The 19,754-nt window shown below is 42.4% G+C and carries 9 protein-coding genes and 2 pseudogenes; 5 read left to right on the forward strand and 6 right to left on the reverse strand.

The window, feature by feature from the left end; translation table 11 throughout:
* Positions 1-7,774: 7,774 nt before the first annotated feature.
* Positions 7,775-7,933: a hypothetical protein gene (locus NXM86_RS18355; protein ID WP_498959075.1), complete on the reverse strand. Its 159-nt coding sequence runs from the start codon at positions 7,931-7,933 to the stop codon at positions 7,775-7,777.
* Positions 7,934-9,903: 1,970 nt separating this feature from the next.
* Here NXM86_RS18355 and NXM86_RS18360 point away from each other — a divergent pair.
* The gene (locus NXM86_RS18360; protein WP_498959077.1) at positions 9,904-10,143 is read left to right on the forward strand and encodes a hypothetical protein; all 240 of its coding nucleotides are present in this window, start codon (positions 9,904-9,906) and stop codon (positions 10,141-10,143) included.
* A 1,221-nt stretch (positions 10,144-11,364) separates the two neighbouring features.
* Here the strand turns inward: NXM86_RS18360 and NXM86_RS18365 are convergent.
* Positions 11,365-11,592, reverse strand: a complete 228-nt coding sequence (locus NXM86_RS18365; protein WP_498959079.1) for a hypothetical protein — start codon at positions 11,590-11,592, stop codon at positions 11,365-11,367.
* A gap of 1,093 nt (positions 11,593-12,685) precedes the next feature.
* Between NXM86_RS18365 and NXM86_RS18370 the strand changes: the two genes are divergently transcribed.
* From NXM86_RS18370 to NXM86_RS18380, 3 genes are all read left to right on the forward strand, one after another.
* Entirely contained in the window at positions 12,686-13,465 is a 780-nt protein-coding gene (locus tag NXM86_RS18370) for an FtsK/SpoIIIE domain-containing protein (RefSeq protein WP_498959080.1), read from the forward strand.
* Position 13,466: 1 nt separating this feature from the next.
* The gene (locus tag NXM86_RS18375; RefSeq protein WP_011888484.1) at positions 13,467-14,195 is read left to right on the forward strand and encodes a replication-relaxation family protein; all 729 of its coding nucleotides are present in this window, start codon (positions 13,467-13,469) and stop codon (positions 14,193-14,195) included.
* Between the two features lie 106 nt (positions 14,196-14,301).
* Complete coding sequence (locus NXM86_RS18380; protein ID WP_042385872.1) at positions 14,302-14,709, forward strand: ribbon-helix-helix domain-containing protein; 408 nt, start codon at positions 14,302-14,304, stop codon at positions 14,707-14,709.
* A gap of 45 nt (positions 14,710-14,754) precedes the next feature.
* Here NXM86_RS18380 and NXM86_RS18385 read toward each other — a convergent pair whose 3' ends face one another.
* The 4 genes and pseudogenes from NXM86_RS18385 to NXM86_RS18400 all read right to left on the reverse strand — a co-directional run.
* Positions 14,755-15,144, reverse strand: a complete 390-nt coding sequence (locus NXM86_RS18385; RefSeq protein ID WP_042385876.1) for a hypothetical protein — start codon at positions 15,142-15,144, stop codon at positions 14,755-14,757.
* A 456-nt stretch (positions 15,145-15,600) separates the two neighbouring features.
* Positions 15,601-15,984, reverse strand: a complete 384-nt coding sequence (locus NXM86_RS18390) for a hypothetical protein (protein WP_498959081.1) — start codon at positions 15,982-15,984, stop codon at positions 15,601-15,603.
* 641 nt (positions 15,985-16,625) lie between these two features.
* Entirely contained in the window at positions 16,626-16,847 is a 222-nt protein-coding gene (locus NXM86_RS18395; protein WP_498959082.1) for a hypothetical protein, read from the reverse strand.
* Positions 16,848-17,735: 888 nt separating this feature from the next.
* Positions 17,736-18,955 (reverse strand): annotated as a pseudogene (locus NXM86_RS18400) (IS256 family transposase); the annotation flags it as partial.
* Between the two features lie 149 nt (positions 18,956-19,104).
* Here NXM86_RS18400 and NXM86_RS18405 point away from each other — a divergent pair.
* Positions 19,105-19,748, forward strand: a pseudogene (locus NXM86_RS18405) (23S rRNA (adenine(2058)-N(6))-methyltransferase Erm(C)); the annotation flags it as partial.
* Between the last annotated feature and the right edge of the window lie 6 nt (positions 19,749-19,754).

Raw genomic sequence — 19,754 nt, forward strand, 5'->3', positions numbered from 1 at the left:
TTTTTTTTTTTGTTTTTCGTGGTTCCCCCCGTTCCCCCCCACACCAGTTGGTGGAACACCCGCGTTGCCCCCTTTTCCTTTGGCCCGGAAAGATGCAAAACGACCCTGCCCGAATGTTTTTTTTTTTTTTTTTTTTCTTCGCCGGAAAACGCGTGACCCGACAAAAAATTGGTTTCCTCCCCTTTTTTTGACCTTTTTGAACCCCTTCGGTCAAAGATACGGCCTTGGTATTTGTTTCGGCCTTTTTGGGTTTTGGTTATTTTTTTTTTTACAAAAACTGGGAGCCCAATGTTACCTTTTCCAACGTCCAGAAAAAAACCGCAGCCACGCTTTTCCCTTTTCCCTTTCTTTTGTTCTTTCTTTCCCTTTTCCTTCTCTTTCTCAGCCGAGTGGCCTTGTGTTTTTTTCCCCGGAAGAGCACTTTTACCCCCCCCCCCCACCCCATCGTTTTACTAAAAGTTCCGTTTGGTTGTGCCCTTCTTTTCCCCTATGGATGGGGCGACAATCATAAACCACCCTCCGTTTTGTTTATTCCCCAACCCCCCGTAACCTTCCCCCTCTTCTTCTTCGGAAAAGTTGCACCGTTGATGGGCCCCCCCCCCTGTTCACGACCGGCCTTGCCTTTTGCGGTCCCTTAAAACCCCAGAAAAAAAAAACGTGGTTTTCCCCCACCCCCCCCCCCACCCCCACCATTCCGGCCATCGCCCCCCGTATTGCCCCCCCCCCCTTGGTTTGTTCCCCGGATGTGAATCCCCCTTTGTAACCCGCTTCCACGCAAAAATTGTTGGTGGGGGGGCCACATGACCCAAAAGGGCATGGGGGGGTGTGGGGGCAATGTGGGGGGGTGGGTTTAAAAATTTTTTGGGATACCGTAAAAAAACCCGGAAACCGCAGTCCCCCCCTTGCCACTCCCAAATCCGTCACCCCCCCCTTCATATCGGGTGGGAAAAAAGAATCCCCCCCGGAATATCCCCCCCACATCCCCCGGGTCCACCCCCCCCCCGCTTTTTTTTTTGTTCCTCCCCCAACGAAGGAAAAAAGCGGTGAGGAGCCCCAAAGTTCCATGGGTATAATCCCCTCCGAATTTTAAAACCAACCGCACATTTTGCACCCATGTGGAACGCTGTTTCCCATTGAATGCCGCAAACTTCCTTTTTTGTTTCAATCGACCCATGGCCTGGAAATGTGTTTTTATTCCCCACAGTTAATTCGGTTCCCCCCCCCTTTTTCAATGTTGATGGGTTCCAATATTGGAAATTCCCCAACCGACAAGTTCCCGCGTGCCCCCCCTCCCTCGTTCTTTCACACCCTTTAATTGGCCAAAAAAAGAAGTTCCCCGTTAACCTAATCGAAGTGTTGATATGTAACGGGGGGATTTTCCCCCCCAATTCGGATGTCTGGATTGTAAAAATAACGCGTAAATTGCAAACAAATGACATTCCTGTGACATTGGGGGCATTGGGGGGAAAAAATTTCGGGACCCCCTTGTTTTTATTGCCCAAACCCGCCCATCCCGACCCCAAATGAGTGGAAAAACCAAAACGCCATTTTCACTTCCCACCCCAAAACGTTTTTCCCATGTTTTGTGTGGGTCCATACCCTCCTCGGATTTCCCCGCGCCCCCCACCCCAATGGGGGGAACCCAATCCCCAAAAAACCACCTGCCGGATTAATCGAAACCCTTTTGAACCGGGTTTTTGTTTGTTGTTGAACCCTTCACGCAAAGAAGCCCCTCCACATTCCTGGACCACGTAAATGCCACACCGGTGGACGACCCAAACCCGAAATTTGAATGTGGTTGGGTTCCACCTTTAAAACCGGAGTCGCCCGTCCTTTGCCCCTCCCCATTCCCCCCCCACCCCCCTTTCCTTGGCCCCCCCACCAAAGCTTTTTTGCACAAAGGAAACCCCCCTTGCTTTTTCCCCCGCCGGAGGAAAAAACCGCTTTTTTTTGTTTCCTCAAAACCGGTTCCCCAGAAAAAAAATTGGGGGGCAAATGGGGGCCTTAATTTGGGAAGCTTTTGAGGCTTGGTTTTTTTTTTTTTTTTTTTTCCGTGCCGTTGCCCCCGTTCCCCCCCCGCCCCTCCCGTGAAAACACGGTTAACCCTTTACTTTAAAGAGCTGTTCAAGGTTTTTCCAGTTTGTGATTCAAATTTTTCTGTTTTCTTGTTTTTGCCGTAATTATTTTGGGTTTGTTTTTTCGTGACGCCCCAAAATTGGTTCCCAAAAGAAATAGTTTTTTGTTTTTACTTTCCCCCCTAACTTTTGCTTCCCGTGTGAAAAGGGTCCCCTTTTGTTTTTATTTGAAACTCACATAAAAAAAATGGTCATGTTTTTTAGAAAGATAAGGATGTATTAAATAAAAAATCCCCCAATACAAATTTTTTTGGTTTTGTTATTAAATTTAATTTGTAGTTTTATCGGAAAAATTTTCCCTTTAGGTGGAATTAAAAAAGAGCCTAATTTTTTGGGAGGGGTGGGTGGGAGACCCCCCCCCCAATTTTTCCACCCCCCCCTTTTGAACATTGTAAAAATAATTTTTTCATCAATAAAAGAAAATTTTAGTCATTTTTTTGATTTAAAATATCGAAATTTAGCAAGCAAACAAAAAAATGGGGAAAAAGCAAAACGGGGAAACAAATGTGTCCATTTCCCCATTTGCCTTTCCCCCCCTTACCACAGAATTTAATCCCTTGTTGAATAAGTCCCTAACCTCCGGATTGGGGAGAAAATTGAAAAGTAAGAAGAAATACCTATTCAAAGCTGGATTAACCCGACTTTACCGGTGGGGAAACCTATTAAACGAAACAACGGGAATTGTTTTGCCTGAAAAAATTGATCCGGCATTATTCTAAGAAAAATAAATTGGGTTATTGTTTCCCAAAAAACAAAAGGGTTTATTCCCCTTTTGGGGCTGCCTACTTGAAAACTTCCCCCTTTGTGGGACTACCTTCCTAGTGTCGTTTAATTTTACCAATTTTTGTCATTAACAAAAAAGGGAAAAGGAAAAAAAATAGAAATTTATGGAAAAAGGCAAAGAGTGGGAAAAGAACGGGAACGGAGAACCCCAAACTACTTTTTTGCAAGATCAAGTGCTTTCCCGAATTAAGACCAAGTGAAAAAGATAAAAAGATTGTTAGAGTATTTATGTGGAAAGGGGAAAACACTATTATTTTTTTCTCAATCCCCAACAAGTCCCCCCCCCCCTCCCCCTTTCCTCATACCTACCCATCCCTTTAAAATAAAAGAAATAAACTGTTACGCAGCCTGCAGTTCCCCCCCCCGCCACCGACTTGGTTAAAACTCGTCTTCCCCCCTTCCCCCTCCCCCTCAAACAAAACAAAAAACACAACTGGGGAACGGGGGGGAAAAGAAAAAAGAGAGAAGAATAACAGTCCCCCCCCCCCCCCCGAGCCCCGCCCTGCGTACCCAGTTTTAAATTGTCTTTTAATTTTAATGATGTTAGGTATGGAGGAAAAAAGAACTGTGTTAATGTTTGGATATAATATTATTGTTTTTTTTCCCTTCACAAATAACTCCCCCCTACAATTTGATCCCTTTCGCCACTGTCCCCCCCCCCCTTTTTTATCGAGGCTTGATGTCTGCCCAATAGTCCCCACCCCCCCCGACCCCACCATCCGTTCCGTAATTCACTTTTTTTTCCCCCTTTCCTCCTCATCTATTATTCATCTTTTTTTGGTTATGAAAAATTGAATGGTAAAAAAAAGTAAAACCGGATAGACAAAAAGTATCCCCCACCCCCACAGAATCCCAAGTTTAGCCAAACAGAAAAACCCTTTTTTTTTTTGAAAAAATACCATATCTAGAATAATTGCGAAAATTTCCCAATTGTTTTTTCAGCCACCGTTGTTTCCCCCCCGTTAATCAGCTTTTTTAACTTTTTCCCAATCCTCATCACTGAAGTTGTACAAAATAAAAAAATTGACACCACCTGTTATTTAAGAAATACCTTGGTTTAGAGCCCCAATTGGGAAAATGACATTTTCCTTTGCCTTTTGTTTCCCTCCCATTTTTTTTTTTGCCTGCTAAAATTTCCCCCGATTTAAAAAATTATTAATTTGTCCCCTTTTATTGAAATGGAAGGAAAAAAAATATTTTTTAATTTCAAGAAGATGTCACCCAACCCCCCTCCCCAAATGTTAGCTCTTTTATTCCCCTAAAAATTTTTTTCGGATAACCTACAAAGTTTTTTTAATTAAATTAAACAAAAAATTTTGGGTTATTGGATTTTTTTTTTAATTTATTCTTATAATGCCTAAAAAAACCAAATTTTGTTTTTTTCAATGGGGTGTGTAGTTCCCAAACAATAACCCCTTGTCCAAAACCCAAATCAAAAGGTAAGAAAGTAACCTAATTTTGTGACAAAACATTTTTTGCGTCCACGGGAAAAAACAAAAAAAACAAACCTACTGCCCCAAAGAAAAATGGAAACAACCTGGACAAAGTACCGTTTTTCAAGAGCTGGTGGAAATCCAACGCCCAACCGAAAAAAAAAAAAACCCAGCTCCTTACCCCCCCCATTTTGCCCCCCATCCTTTCCCTGAAAAAACCCGTTTGTTTTTTGAGAAAAAGGCCGGTTTTGGTGTCCCCTCCCCCCGTACCCGAAGGCCGGTCCCCGCACCCCCTTGGCAAAAAAGCCCCCTTGGGGTTGGGTGGGCCCCCAAGGAGGTACATGAAAAAAAAGGGGAAAGAGCCCCCTTCCCCGGGTCCCCCCCCAAAGTGTAAAACTAAATCCCCCACAATACCACCCCCACCCGGTGTCCCAACCCACCGTCCCCCCCCCCCGTTTGGCAATACTGTACCCCCCCCCCAAGGATGGTGGGGAAAAAGCTTTTTCCCCCCCCCCCTTTGTGCGTGAAGTCCCCACCCACCCCCCAAACCCCCGTTCCAAAGTCGATATCCGGTCCAACCCCCCAAGTGTATTGATGTTCCCCCCCCTCCGTGGTGGGGCGAATTCTAGGTGAAACAAACAAACCAGGGAACCCGTGTAAAAGTGGAACAAAATTCCCGGGGGGTCCCACAGTTGTGTTCACGAAATGGCGTGCGCCAACCGCCCGAATTTCCAATTTCCCCATTTCCCAACGGGCGGCCTTTCCCCCGTTTTGTATTTAGTTTTTTTACATCATATCCCCAATTGATCCCCTGTAACAAAAGCCGTGGGTTTTAAGTGATTACAATCGAAGCGGTTTTTGATAAAAATCAACCCACCCTCCGGAATTTAAGTAACGGGAAAAACTCTTGCCCAATTATTGGGGGGGGAAAACCGAGGGCAACACGCTGAAATCCCGTTTGGGGAAAGTCCAATATGGCCCCCCCCACCATCCATCGAAAGAACCCGCGCCCCTTTACCCTTGGAACCCAAGCATCCCCCCCTGCCATGTCCCGATGAACGATTTTGGGCGCCCCATCAAATTTGCGAAACCTCCCGGCCATGGTTTGAATTGTCGGCCGTGTACCATCCGAGGGAAGTATAACATACTTGCGTTTTCCCTCCACGCTTCTCCGTGGAAAAAAAGTAGGCGACCCCGAAATGAGATAAATCCGGGGATTTCCCTTCCCCGAAAAATGAAGGGAAAACCCCCCGATGATTTGCCACGATGCCGTTTTCGGGGTAGTCCTTTGTCCCATGCCCCCCCCCCACACCATTTGCGTGGGGGAGTTTAAAGGATTTCCATCGAAACAGGTCAATTACCCTTGGGTGCGCGTTTTGCCACATGAACACCACGGGGTTGTCTGTTTAGGCCGGCCAAAAAGCCAAAGCCCTGTCCCGAAAGGCCCCAAGCCCCAACGGTCACTTTTCCCGAAGAAAGAAAGCGGGAGACCGGTTGGGGAAACCCGATTGGGGTATGAATTCGCATCCTAGAAAGAAGCACAACCCGGATTTAAAGACAAAAGCGAATGACCCCCCCACCTCCTGTTTCCCCCCCACCCGAAAACAAAGCCAAAACTTCCGCCTTTTTTGTGTTTTACGACGCCATCCAAAAAACGGAAAAAAGGGAAAAAAAAAAGCCGCCTGCCCGGTTTTGTTTTTTTTTTTCTTACGTGAAGTACCCATGGGTTTTTTTTCCCCCCCTTTTGAATAACAAAAAACCCACAAGCCCGAAAAACCGCCCGGAAAATCCTTTCGCATGGGTCAAAGTCCCAAAAGAAGACCATTTTTTTCCCGGGTAAACCGTTTCCGCCGAAGAAAAACCATTTCCGCGCCCAAAGTCACCCCCACCCCCGTTTTTTGTTGCGTCGCCAAGAGCTCGTTTTTCCCACACTGAAAACGAACTCAACGAAAATAAAAACGTTTGGGGGGGTTGGGATTCGTGTGTATGTCCCCCCCCCTTCTTGTTTTGGCCCCAGGCCGAAACGATACGATCCTGGAGATTTTTTTTGTTTGTTCTTTTATTCCCGCCCCCTAACCCTTAGGGCATTGTTTTTCTTTATGAACCTCAAATGCCCCCTAAATTTTTTTGTGGCTTTGGGCCTTTTTTTTTTTTATACCACTTTATCACTGGTGTGGGAACATAGTTTTAACCAATATCCTCCTTTAACCTCATCCCCGATTTACCCTCCCCCCTTCACAACACCGAGGAAACAGGCAACGCAAAAACCAATATTAAAAATTTCCCCCCTGGGCACCCCATGTTCCCCCCCCTTCCCTTTCGCCCTTTTTTTTTTTTCCCTTCTTTTCCTCCAATCCTTAATCGGTTTTCCCATGCCTTGCCCTAAACCCCCTCCGCCTTTTCTGAATTTTTAGGCACATATTTTTTCGTTTTTAGAAAATTTAAGACAGACCGTTGTTCCCCTTGGTAATTTTGGGGTAAAATTGGTCTTTGTTTTCAGAATATCCGCCAAACCCCCGGTGTTTTTTAAGTTCAATTTATTTTTTTTTTAGTTTTTTTTCTTTGTTTTTTTGTCCCCCCAGGCGTACCCCCCCCTCTTTATAAAAATACCCCCCATTTTAATTGCAGTTAATCCCCAAGCCTGCATAACAATAAATCATTTTAACCCCAGAACTTTTTCGCTTCCACGACTCCATCTAATTTTTGGAATGGGTAATTTTTTCCCCCCCCTCTTTTACCTTTTTCCCAATTTCCCCTTAACAATACCAAAACCCATCCCATTTCCACACAAAGTATAGACAAAACTTGTTCACTAATCCTTTCCCCCCGTTAGGTGTTTGAATAGAAAAAAAAAGGGCGAAATTGAAAAAAATCAACATTTCCACGTATTAACAACAAAATCCTTGGAAATGAAAAAAAACCAAACCACCCCCCCCCAATCCGTGTGGAACGCCCCCCACCCTGGCCTTTTCCCCAATAAAAATCCCCCCCCCCCCCCCCCCCCACCCATAAACCCCATCATAAACCCAACCCCGTCCCCCACCCCCCCCCTAACCAGACGAAAAATTATAACCTTTTCCATACCTTTGTCCTGGTCCCCCACACACCCCCTTTTTCCCCCCCTTTCCCTTTTTTTTCCCGTCAGTTGTTTTTCCCTGTCACAATTCCACCCATCCCGCCCCCGCCCCCCTCGGCCCCCACCCGCCCCCAACCCTTTTTTTTTAGCTTCCCCGTCGATTTGTGGTTTCCCCGCAAAGGTTTTCACTCCTTTTTTTCCAAATTTTTTCAGATTTCTCCTTCTTGGGGTTGTCCCTCTCCCCCCCCCGAAAATACCCAAAATTTTCCCCCATTTTTTCCCCATCCTTTTTTTTTCGGTCCCCCCCCACACGTTTCCCCCCCCCATTTTGGCCCTTTCCCAAACCTTCACCCACCCCCGCCACCGTTTTCCCCAGGGCACGGAAAAAAATCATCAATAAACCCGGCTTTTTTGTTTTTTTCTACTTGATTGGAAACTCCAATCAATGTCCCCCATAATTCCCGCTGCCTCCCTTGAATTCGTGCTCCAATAATTTTTCCCCGCATTTCCAACATCCTGTTAAGGTTTTGGGGAAATCTATCCCTTTTCCCCCTTTTTTTTTCAAATAGCAATATATTTCAATTCCTGTGGGATTTCGAAATTTCAACTGGCCTGTTTTTTTTTTTCCCAAAACCCGAAATTTGGGACCGGCAGTTTAATCCCATAATTGAAAATCCTTGTTTTGGTGCACCCTTTTCGTCCATACACCCCATCCAAAAAAAGGGTTTGTTTCCCCAAAACGAATTGAACCAATTTTAATGTCACTTTGGGTCTTCGATCCCCCCCCTTTTCCTGGAGAAAAAAATCCCCACTGTGGGGACCCTTGCAACTTCCCGTTCCCCCCCCAATATCTTTGGCCCCAGTAACAGCCCCCCACGTTTCTACGCCATTGTGACCCCGCCCCCCCCCAATTCCCCCTGTAATCCCCCTAACTTTCCTTCAAAAAAAATTCCAAAAAAACCCATAGTATTTCCATCGTTTTTTCTAATGCAAAATCTGGATCCCGCGTTTTTCCAGAGAAAAAACTAATTTGGTATCAAGCTTTTTTTCTGCCGTTTTCCCTTCTTTCCCCCCCTCCCCCCGGGGACCTTTCCTTTTCAAAAACCGTCAAGCCAGCTAAACCACCCGGGAAGAAGCTCCCACCATTCCCCCCAAACGTTGCCAAATTCCCCTCACCTTTCCCCAAAATTCTTTTCGGAATATCCCGGTTTTTTGTAAAATCCCCTTTCCATTCCCTTCCCCCCCTTCTTTTCCCTCCCGGCCCCCCCCGGTACCCCCCGTCCCGTTGTGGAATTAAGAATTTCCCGAATTTTGGAGATCCCCCCGCTGCCGTCCCACACACCCCAACCTTAAGTTTTTTTGGGAAAAATGGAGCGCACTTAATGCTTCGGAGACACCGGGGGGAAAACAAACATTGGGTTTTCCCCCCCCGCGCTAAAAAGGCACCCCCCGAGAAGAATTGACCCGCTTTGAAAGGCGGGCCGGCCGCAAAAAACAAATCCCGTTAAAGTCCGTGGTCAACCCCCCAGAAAAAACGGAGGAACATGCCCCCCACCCCCCCCAGGAGGTACCCAAATTGTAACCTCCCCCGCGCCTTATGACCACAACACTCGGCCCCGGCACAAAAGCCCTTTACGACCCACTTTTTATTGTTTATAAAGGGGATTTTCCATTTTATGGGGAAAATTTTTGGTATAATCGAAATGTTTATATCGTTGAAAAAGGGAAGGCCCCCCGAAAAAACGAAATTGCGAATGGAAGGAAAAATTTTCCACCAAAACAAAGGATTATAGCGGATAAAAATCGTTGGTATTAGCCCGAAACCCTTTTCCAAAACCCGTTGTTTTTCGCCAAAACTAATGCCTTTTCAAGCGCCTTTCGGAAAAAAAGGCCCAGGTTGTTATACCAATTCAAATAAAAGAACGATCAAAGGCATTCCCGTTTAATCTTGTTTTATTTTCCGAATATGCAGCCCCCAAATGAATACAGGGGATTCCCAGGTTTTAAAAAGATTCGGATCGGCCCATCCCCCCACAATGCCTTGTCCCCCCCCCATGGGGAAAACAAAAAAAAAAAAAATGACCACATCCTGTGAACCCCGTTACGTAATCGAAATTCGGAAGTACCCCCCCCACCACACCAGGGCACTTAACACCCAACATAGAAAAAAAAATGAAATGTTTTGGAAAATTGCAATGAGAACCGAAAGCGAATATAGGGTCCCCCCCGCATTGATCGGTCCCCCCCCAAAAATAAAAATAAGGGCCGTTGTTTTGTACTTGGAAAAAAGAAATCAAGGGGAACCCAAAAACAACATGGGTAAATAGTCCCAAAACAAAAACCCAGAAAAAAAAAATATTAGAGATTTGAACCGATTTGAAATAAACCGAGATTAAAAGAAAAAAAAAAATGCCCACCCTTTTTTTTGAAATCGGGATTCTAGGCCGCTTTACAGAACCAAAAAAAGAGAGCGAAATTGATTTTGGAGGAAAAACGCCCAAAAAAAACCCAAGAAGAAAGGTCCACCAAACCGTTTTTGGGAAAGGCAGCAAGCACCCGGACCAAACCCGGAAGGAAACCAAAAAAAAAACAAAACCAGGGAAAAACAAGGGGAGGAAACAAGGGGGACAAAAAAGCGGGGGATGGTTTGTTCACCCCCACCCACCCCAACCACCACCCCCAACCGAACAAAAAAATTTTGTTGGAAAAAAAATAAAAAATACTTTTGTCCCCCCCCCCCCCCCGCGACCCCACCGGGGACGTTAAAATTTAAAACAAAAATTAAAAATAAAAAAGTTTAAATATTTGAAACCGGGGCAAAAAATAAAAAAACAGAAGCTTCCTCCAAGGCCCGGTGGTGGGGGGGGTGTTTTTTTAAATGCAAATCCTTGGCAAAATAAAAAGGGGGTTACCCCTTGGAAAAAATCTTTTTTTTTTTTTTTTTTCCCCCCCTTTAAATTTTAAAACCCAAAAAAAAGGAAAAAAAAAAATTTCCCCCTCCTTTTCCCCCCAAAAAAAATTTAAAGGTTAAAGGGAAGGGGTAAGGACCCCCTTTTTTTTTGGGTTTGTGGCTTTTAAACAAAAACGGCGGGCCCCCCCCCCCCCCCCCCCCTTTTTTTTTTTGGCCCCCAAATTTCGGGAGAAAACAAGGAGGAAAAAATATAATAATGGCAAAAAGTAGGGGTTTTTTTTTCCCTAAAAGACCAAAGAAAAAAAACCGAAGAAAAATTGGCCAGCTTTCCAAATTTCCCCCTTTCCCCAATGTTTTGTTTTTTGCCTTGACGAATTGGATTGAAATAAAATTTTTGGCCCCCCCCTGAAGCCTCCTTTCCCCACCCCCCGGGCCCTTTTAAAAATTTTCTACTTTTGGGGGGTGTGGTTTTGGGTTTCCCCAGATAAAGCCGAAATAAAATAAAATAAATGAATTGGGGGGGAACCCCCCTTTTCCAAGCCCTTTTCCCCAAGCCCCCCCCCAATGAAAACCGTTTTGTTGGGTTGGGGAAAAAGAAAAAAATTTTCCCCTAACAATGAGGAAAAATCAACCCCGGCCCCCTTTATGGAATTTTTGGTTTTTTTTGGATTTGGGTCTTTTGGGCCCCCATATAAAAGATAGAAAAATCCCCAGGGGAAACAAACCTGTAAAAATTTTTGGGTAAATTTAACAGTTTAAACCCGCCCAAAAACGAATATTTTCCCAAAAAAAAAATATCAACCCAAATGGGAAAAAGATTCCCGTGGAATTTACGAATTACTTGAATTTTGAAAAAAAACCCCCGGCCAAACAGAACCTTTTTTTCCCAAAAAAAGGCGGAAAGGAAAAAAACAGAACGAAAAGTTTTTTCCGGGAATGGGGTTTTTTTTCCAATATGGGAAAACCCGGGGGTTTGGTTTTCCCTGTTAAGGGGAAAAACCCCCCGGGGGGGGGTTTGGTTTTTTTTTATAAAAAACCGGGGGTTTGGGGTTTTTTTCCCCCCCAAGAAACCCCTAAAATAATGAATTCCCCAAATTTAATATAATAAATAAAAATTTCAAAATTTAATATTAAAAAAAATGGATTTCCAAATAATAAATCCACCCCCTCAAACCCCCCACCCGATTGGAAAAAGGGGGGTTTTTTAAACCACAGCCAACCCCCAATTTTGAAAACCCCCCTGAATTTTTTCACAAAGCCCCCCCAAAAGAATGATGATGATGGAAACCTTGAAAACCAAAACCCTGTTTTTTTTTGGAGAAAAAACTAAAAAGGAAAACCCGATTTCCCAAAAATTTTCCAAAGGGACCCCACTTACATAGAAAAGAACCATTTTGAAACCCCGTGGAAAAGAAAAAATGGTTAAAGAACTTCCCCAATTCTAGGGAAAAAGGGCCAAAAAATTTCCCGAAAAAACCGACCCCACACGAAAAAAATTTTTTAAACCCCGGATTGGGTTGGGGAAAATGGAACCCCATAAAAAAACCCCCAAAAACCCAAAGGAAATGGAGGATTTTTTCGACCATTGAAAAAAATGGCCCCGAACGGGGAAAATTGAGGAACGGGGTTTTTTTTGTTTTTTTAAAAAAAAATATAGGGACCCAAATTAAAAAACCCAATTGAGAAAAACCGCCCAAACGGGAAAAAAAAAACCCCTTTTAAAACCGACCTCATTTAAACCGGTTGTGAAAAACGAAAGGCTTTAAGCCCCCCCCAAAAAAAGCCCCCCGCCCCCTAAGCCCCAACCCCAGGTGACCAGGGGCCTAATTCCCCCCCCCCCGGGCGTTAAAATTTTTTTGGTTAACGGAAATTTTTTTTTCCCCCCGAAGGAAAAACCGGCCGAAGCCCGCCAGTGTTTTTTGCCCTAGGGAAAAATGTTTTCCTGGTAAATTTTTTTCCCCTTTTTTTTAAAAAACCTGCGCAATCCCACTTTTTCCCCCGGGCCAAAATTCGTGGTAAAAATTTCGCCCCCTGTTAAAAAAAAACTTTTTTTTTTCCCCTTTTCCCCTTTGCAAAATTAAAAAGTTTTTTTTTTTTCGCCGATTATGGGCCCCTTTTTTTTTTGGGGGGGGCCCCCCCCCCTTTTTTTTCCCATTTTTTTTTTTCCGGTAAACCCAGGGCCCCCAAAGCGGAAATTTTTTCCCCCCCCCTTTTTTTTTTTTTTAAAAAAAATTAAAAAAAACCGGGGTTTTTTTTTGGACCCCAAAATTTTTTTTCCCCCCCCCCCCCTTAAAATTTTTTTTTTTTTTTGGGGGGCCCCCCCCCCCTTTTTGAAATAGTAGCAGGAATGGACCGACATGGTCAATGGCACGTTTACGACGCAATTAATGAGCCAGGATTGCTTATATCCGGTGAACCAGGCGCAGGAAAAAGCTCACAAATCCGCAGCATTATAACCACCTTAATTCAATACAAGAAGCCTCACGAACTCGAAATCTACCTCGGTGACCTCAAAATGAGCGAATTTCACCTCTTCTACAACATCGAACACGTTAAGAGTGTTTGTATTTACCCAGAGGATTTGCGAAAGATGCTCACATACTTAACCGAAGAAATGAAACGTAGAGGAGAATTATTAAATAAATACCGCGTGACACACGTTAACAAGTTACCAGAGTCTGAAAAGGTACCGTACATTCTCATTTGTATTGACGAGTTTGTCATGATTATGGACGACAAAGACATGAAAGCGATGTTGATTCAGCTCGTGGCGCTAGGACGTGCGCTGGGCATGGTTTGCGTATTGAGCTTGCAACGACCGAGCCACGACATTCTCGACACGAAAATTCGGAGCTGCTTAACGGTCCGCATGGGCTTCCGTGTCAGCGACTTTTCTAACGCTAAAATAATCGGAACACCTGGTGCCGAGAAAATTGCAAAGGAGAATCCAGGTCGTTTCCTTCTTAAACGAAGCGATATTATCGAGCTGCAAGCGCCATTTCTTGACGAGAAACACGCCGAAAAGATTCTAGCGACTTATAAGTCTTCCGACTGGAAAAATCGTTTTACGGGCGATTCTAGGCCATCTAGCGAGCCGTTAACGGACGACATTTTGGGGGGACTGTAAAATGCGCCTATCACAACGCGACAAGGCGATTATTCGCGACATTAATCGATTTCGTGTGATGGACCGCGACTCTATTGCCGAGCTTCATTTTGCGGGACTTAAACGACCTGTAAACAGCGCAAACTCTGTCCTAAAACGACTAGTGACCAATGGACATATTCGCCGATCAACGAAATTCGGGGCACCTTATTTGTATTTGAGCAAAGAAACCTCATTACGTGAGGACTCCGCAAAGATCGGTCATTACCTCGCGATCTTGGATGTTTACAAAGACATTCTTCGTCACGGAACACTTGACGTCTTTCAAGTCGAGCCGAAGTATGGAAGTAAGGGAAATGTTGAGCCAGACATGTTTTGCATATTCCGAAAGCACGGTATAACTGGCCGGACTCCGTTTTTTATCGAGGTACAAAATACGTTCTATTCGCAAAAAGTCATGACACAAAAGCTAAAGCGATACGAGGAGCTTTACCGGAGTGGATTAATCGCGCAGGAACCGTGGCAGCCGACAGACCGTCCGCCCATTTTTCCGATCGTGCTAATTATATCGGGACAACGGTACGCTATTGACGACAGCTACCCGTTTCGGGTGATACAAGCGCAATCGTTCACGCAATTTATGCAGTCGTTGAAGCCAGCGAAGCCGAAGGAAGAACAACGACCGAAACCAAAGACAGCGTCCCAACTGAAATATAGTGGAGGGATCAAGATTAATTTAGGTGTTAAATAAAAGAGCGTAGTCCTCGTTTTATATGTCGTAGTAGGTGATGTCCCGCATTCTATTTTTTTGTGATAATATAGAAATAAATTTACGTCAGACAAAAAAGGTGATTTCTATGAGAGAAGGACGATGCTATGAACAACATGATTTTCAGGTATTGATCTTATCCCAGTTTGCCCAACGCCGACCGTCTACAGAAAAGGAAAAATGGGAGCTACAACAAGAATATTTGCGCCTGATTCGTGAGATTCCTCAAATGTGGGAAGAATTCGTGCGGAAAAATCAAAACATTTATGATCGCTTTGGATATTTAGATGTCGTGGTATATGATGATTTAACGTATGAACGGAAAAAGCTAAAACAGGGACGCCCTAAAGAGGAAAATACGCTATCGCATCGTGTAACCGTCCGGTTGGACGATGAGAGTTATCAGTTGTTGAAACAATATTGTCAGACAAAAAATATTACCGAATCAGCAGCGATTCGGGAGTTAATCCAAACACTGAAATGGAAAATATGGTGAATATAAAACAGGCTGACCTAAAGGTCAAAACCTTGGTCAGCCTGTTTAGAAAAGATTGTTTATATCCACGTTTTTATAGAGATCATTATCATCATCTTGGTTTTCTTTATCTCGGTCTTTTTTCGGGTCTGGATTGTTTAAGGATTTCGCGGCTACTTTCTCTGCCTCTTCATTGTCTGCTTTCTCTGCTTCTTCATTTTGGTTTGAGACTGTTCTGTTCTCTTTGGATGTACCGGAAGAAAACTCTTGATATAGTATTCTTTGTATATCGTAATCCATGATGTCTTTGATTCCGAAACGGTTAATCATGTGTAAAACAATGTTAGTAAGAGAGACTTGAATATTTTGTTGCTTGTCCAGCCATTCATTAATCAAGTCACTTTGAGGGGTGTCAGCCACCCTCCAAGTGACGATTTTTCGTTTTGCCACGATCACCCTTCACCCCCCACAAAGCGTGGGTTTGCCTTTTAAATTTTTAAAATTTTTTTTTCGTTAAGAACCCATGCCAACCCGTTTTTTTTTCCAAAATGTCCCCCCCGGCCCCAAAAATTTTTTTTTTTTTTTTCCTGGAATCCCAAAAGGACTTCACAAAATGGTTACGGGTTAAAATTTTTTTGCCCCAAATCCCAATTTGCCCCCCCAAACCTTTCCCTTTTTTTTTGAACTGGAAAGCTGCCTCCCCCCTAAAAACCGGGCCCCTTTTCATCCCCCGTTTTTTTTTCCCGGCCGATTTTTTTTCCCCCCCCCTTTTGGGTTTTTTTTTTCCCCTTTAATTGTTCCCCCTAGAAATAACGTTTGAGCCTTTCCGAAATAAACCCCTTGCCCCCTTTCTTGCCCCAAAAACGAAACCCCTTTTAAATTTTCCCCCTGGAAGTTTAAGGGGATGGTCTCCTAAAAAATTTCCCCATAAAAACCCTTTGGCGGGGTTTTTTTTTTTTTTTTTTCCAAAAAAGGCCCCAACCCCCCCTTTCCCTTTCCCGCAATTGAGTAAACTTTTTTTTTTTTTTCCCGTGGCCAAATTGAAACCCCCTTCCCCCCTCCGTTTTTTTTTTTTTTTTTTTCCCCTGAAACAAACCAAACTGTTCCCGGATTCATTTTCCCAAACAGTAATAGATTATAATCCCCCTTTTTTGTTCCCATCGCCCAAATAATTTCCCCCCGTGTTGAAAATTTCCCCGTTTTTTTTGTTTTTTGCGAAAATTCTTTTTTTGGCCAGCTTTGGTTTTTTTTTTTTTTTGCCCCTTGTTTTTTTTTAATTCCCCCCCCTTTTTTCAATTTTTTTTTTCCCCCCTTTTCCCAAAAAGGCCCATAATTAAGGGCTTTGGGAAATTGCCCCCCCTTTCTTTTAGTTGAAACTTTCCAACAGTCCTGGGAAAAATGGGGTTGGGGGGGGGGGGAAAACGGTTTCCCCCAGGAAAATTTTTTTTCCCCCCATATAAAACAATCCAAAACCCCAATTTAAAAAAAAAATTTTTTTTTGTGTTGAAACGTTTCCCCCCTTTTCCCAAGGAAAACTTTTGGGCCTTTTTAATCCCCCAAATATTTCCCCCAAAGCAGGGATTTGCCCCCTTTTTTTTTGTTCCCCATTGAGACCCCTCTTTTCGAAAAATTTTGATTGGGAGGGGAAAGGCCTTTTCTTTTGAATTTTTTCTTTGATAGGCTTAATTTGAACTGAAAACGGCCCCCAAAGCCTCGGGTAAGCCGTTCCCCAAAAAACCCAAAAAAATACGGGTTTTTGGAATTTTTTTTATTTTCCCCCTAATTTATATTCTAAAATTTTTTCCCCCTTAAAATTTAAATCGGGGCCCCCTCATATTTGGCCGGGTTTTTTTTTTTTTTTCCGATGAAAATAAAAAAGGCCCCCCTTTCCCTTTTTTTTTTAAAGCGGTTAAATTTTTTTTTTTTACAAACAATTTTTAATTTTTTTTTTCCCAAACCAAATTTAAAAATGGTTTTTTTTTTTTTTTTCCACATTTTTGGGTTTTTTCCCCCATCCAACATTTTCCCCTTAAGAAAACCAAACCTTTTTTTTTTTTAACCCCCCGAATGGTTTTTTTTTTTTTTTTTATTTTTTGTTTTTTTAGAAATTCCCCCCATTTTTTTTTTTTTTTTCCCCGAAATTCCCCCAAAAAAATCATTTTTAGCCCCAACCCCAATTTTTTTTCAATTTTTTAAAAAATCCCCCCTAAAAATTTTTTTAAATTTTTTGCCCTTCAAAATTGAAAATTTTTATAATTTTAAAAATTCTTAATCCCCTAAATTTTAAAAAAGCATTAAATTTATTTAAAAAAATTTCAAAAAAAAATTTTTTTAAAAACAAATTTTTTTTAAATTTTTTTTTAAAAGGCAAATTTTAATTTATAAATAAGAAAAATTTCAATTATTTTTTTTTCCATTTCAATTTAAAATTTTTTTTTTTTATTTTTTTTAATTTTCCCCATATTCAATTTATTAAGGAGAAAAATTAAACCATTCAAATTTTTTTTTAAAATTTAATTTTTTCCCCCTTTTTATTCCCATTTTTGGTAAAAAAAAATCAAAATTGGATTTCCTTATCTAAAAAAAAGTTCCCCCAATTTTTAAATTTTTAGGGTTAATTCCCCCCCCATTCCCAAAAAAAGAAGGATTTTAGAATTTTTGGCCCCCTAGCCCCCCGTTTTTTTTTTTGGAAAAAAAAAAAAAAGCTGCCCCCCGAACAAAAGGGCCAGCCTCTTAAAATTTTTTTTTCCTGGGAACATAGTTTTTTTTTCGTTTTTTTTTTCCGGTTGGGGATATTCAAATTTTTTTTTTTTTTTTTTTAAAAATGGCCCCGGATTTTATGGGTACCGTTCCCCAAGAAATTTTTTTTGTGGGTTAATGTAAAAAATAGAAATAGGGTATCTCTGAAATGGATTTTGGAATGGATTAGGGAAACCGGTTTCCTTCACACAAGAGACTGAATATTCAGTCCTTTTGTGTGGAAAGGGAAAATCCCCCTTTATTTTTTTTTTGTTTATTTTACAATATTTTTGGTTTAACAATAACGTTTCTTCGAACATTCGTTGAAGGCCTTTCCTTGCGCTTCGGCAATCCTCGCAAATTTTCCGCCCTGCCCATTTCTCGTTAAAGTTCCCCTGTTAATCGTCAAATATACGACTTTTTTTTCAGCGGCTTCCTAAAACTGCTCAAACTGTTTTTTTCATCCCGGTTTTGTTTTAGGCGTTTTTTTCCGAATCTCCTTGATCGTTCTTTCCCGATTGGCCAATTGGTCGTATAAATCACAAATTCCGAATACTGCTTGGATAGTCCCATAAAAGGTGAGAAGGACATCCAACCCATTTGCCCAAGATTGGACTTCCCCTTGGGTATTTGTGAGACCATTTGGATTTGAAACTGTTTAAAAACATCTCCAATGCGATTTCTTTATTCGGAGAACGATAAATGAGTTTCAGGTCCTCCGCCATTTCGAATTGATCTTTTTTCCGAACACGGCTGAGGGTGTTGCGGACTTTGTGCACGACACAGCGCTGCACATCGGCTTTCGGATACACCGCCTTAAAGGCTTCCTCCAACCCCGGAAGGCCATCGAAGACGCCAAGAAGCACTTCCTTGACGCCTCTTTTGTAGAGCTGTTGGAGAATCTCCTGCCATACATAGGCGCTTTCTTGTCCTCCTACGAAGAAATCAAGAATTTCACGATACCCTTCTTCGTTCACCCCCAATACCACATAAATAACTTCTTTCTCTACCGTATCCCGGCGAAGTTTTCCGTACAAGCCGTCCCAAATATAAGACCGAATAACGCTGGTGTAGTGGACGAGCGTGGCCATTTTCCTCGATGTCTTCCTTCACGACATCGGTAATCCGGCTGATCGTCGCAGGAGAATAGGTGCTTCCTAGAATTCGTTCGATAAACTTGCCAATTTCACGCGTGCTCATGCCACTTTGGTACATCCTAATGATTGCTTTCCTCCAGCCCAGCCCCGTGGTGCCCGTTTGGTAAAGGGGCAAAACAACTGTGTTTTTTGAAATTCCCCGTTTCGGTCCCTCTTGGAACCAAAAGAACCCTCAATCCGGCCATATTGTGTATCTAGATTTTCGCTGATAGTAGCCGTTTTTTTCCATATTCCCGTTCCAGCCTGTTTCGATTTCGAGGAAATTTTTTTGATTTCTTTCCCGCATAATCAGTTTTCTAATTTTTTCTTTTACAAACTGACGAATGGCATTTTTTTCCAGTTGATTTTGCCCAGTCCCCGACATTCGGTATACTTCTTTTTTAGACATAGGTAGGGTAACTCCTTTTCTCTGGAATGTGTTGTGGTCCAAATCAGAGAATACCCTACCTTTTTTCTTTTGTTCTAGCAAAATGCTTTACACAAAATTTTATACATCATCATTCAGAGAGGAAGGGAAAATATGGCTAGAAAAAAACGTACTTATGGGAAAAACAAAATTACAAGAGGTGAACCACCAAATCATTTGGGTCAGCATTTAATTCATAATAAGAAGTTACTTTTTGAAATTGTAGATGAAGCAGAGATAGACCCAAATGATCTGGTTTTAGAATTAGGTGCTGGTAAAGGAGCGTTAACAGAAATACTAAGTCCAAAGGGCGAAGAAAGTTATTGCAGTAGAATATGAATTTTAAAGTTTTATAAAGATTTTAGAAAAGAAAATACCAAACAGTAAAAACACTATTATTATCAATCAAGATATATTAAAAATTACGTTGCCGAGGGAACATTTTGTAGTTGTTTCGAATATCCCATATGCCATCACAACACCAATTATGAAGAAACTCCTTAATAATCCATTAAATCATTTTCAAAAAGGGTGTTGATTATGGAAAAAGGAGCAGCTAAAAGGTTTCACATCAAAATTATGTAAAAGATTCATATGTAATCGCTTGGAGAATGTGGTTTAATATCTGTTATGTAAGAGGAATTTCAAGAAAAAACTTTTCCCCACCTCCAAGAGTAGATTCTGCATTGGTTAAAATTAGTCGAAAACCAAATCCGATTGTGCCTTATAGTCACTATAAAATCTTTTTGGGGATTAGTTTTTTT

Source organism: Geobacillus sp. CX412 (assembly GCF_027942335.1).
GTDB classification, from domain to species: domain Bacteria; phylum Bacillota; class Bacilli; order Bacillales; family Anoxybacillaceae; genus Parageobacillus_B; species Parageobacillus_B toebii.

Bases quoted from the DNA above. Each gene is read 5' to 3' on its own strand.
- NXM86_RS18355 (WP_498959075.1), bottom strand. From the start codon at position 7,933: ATGCGGGGAAAAATTATTGGAGCACGAATTCAAGGGAGGCAGCGGGAA.
- NXM86_RS18380 (WP_042385872.1), top strand. From the start codon at position 14,302: ATGAGAGAAGGACGATGCTATGAACAACATGATTTTCAGGTATTGATC.
- NXM86_RS18370 (WP_498959080.1), top strand. From the start codon at position 12,686: ATGGACCGACATGGTCAATGGCACGTTTACGACGCAATTAATGAGCCA.
- NXM86_RS18395 (WP_498959082.1), bottom strand. From the start codon at position 16,847: ATGATTTTTTTGGGGGAATTTCGGGGAAAAAAAAAAAAAAAATGGGGG.
- NXM86_RS18375 (WP_011888484.1), top strand. From the start codon at position 13,467: ATGCGCCTATCACAACGCGACAAGGCGATTATTCGCGACATTAATCGA.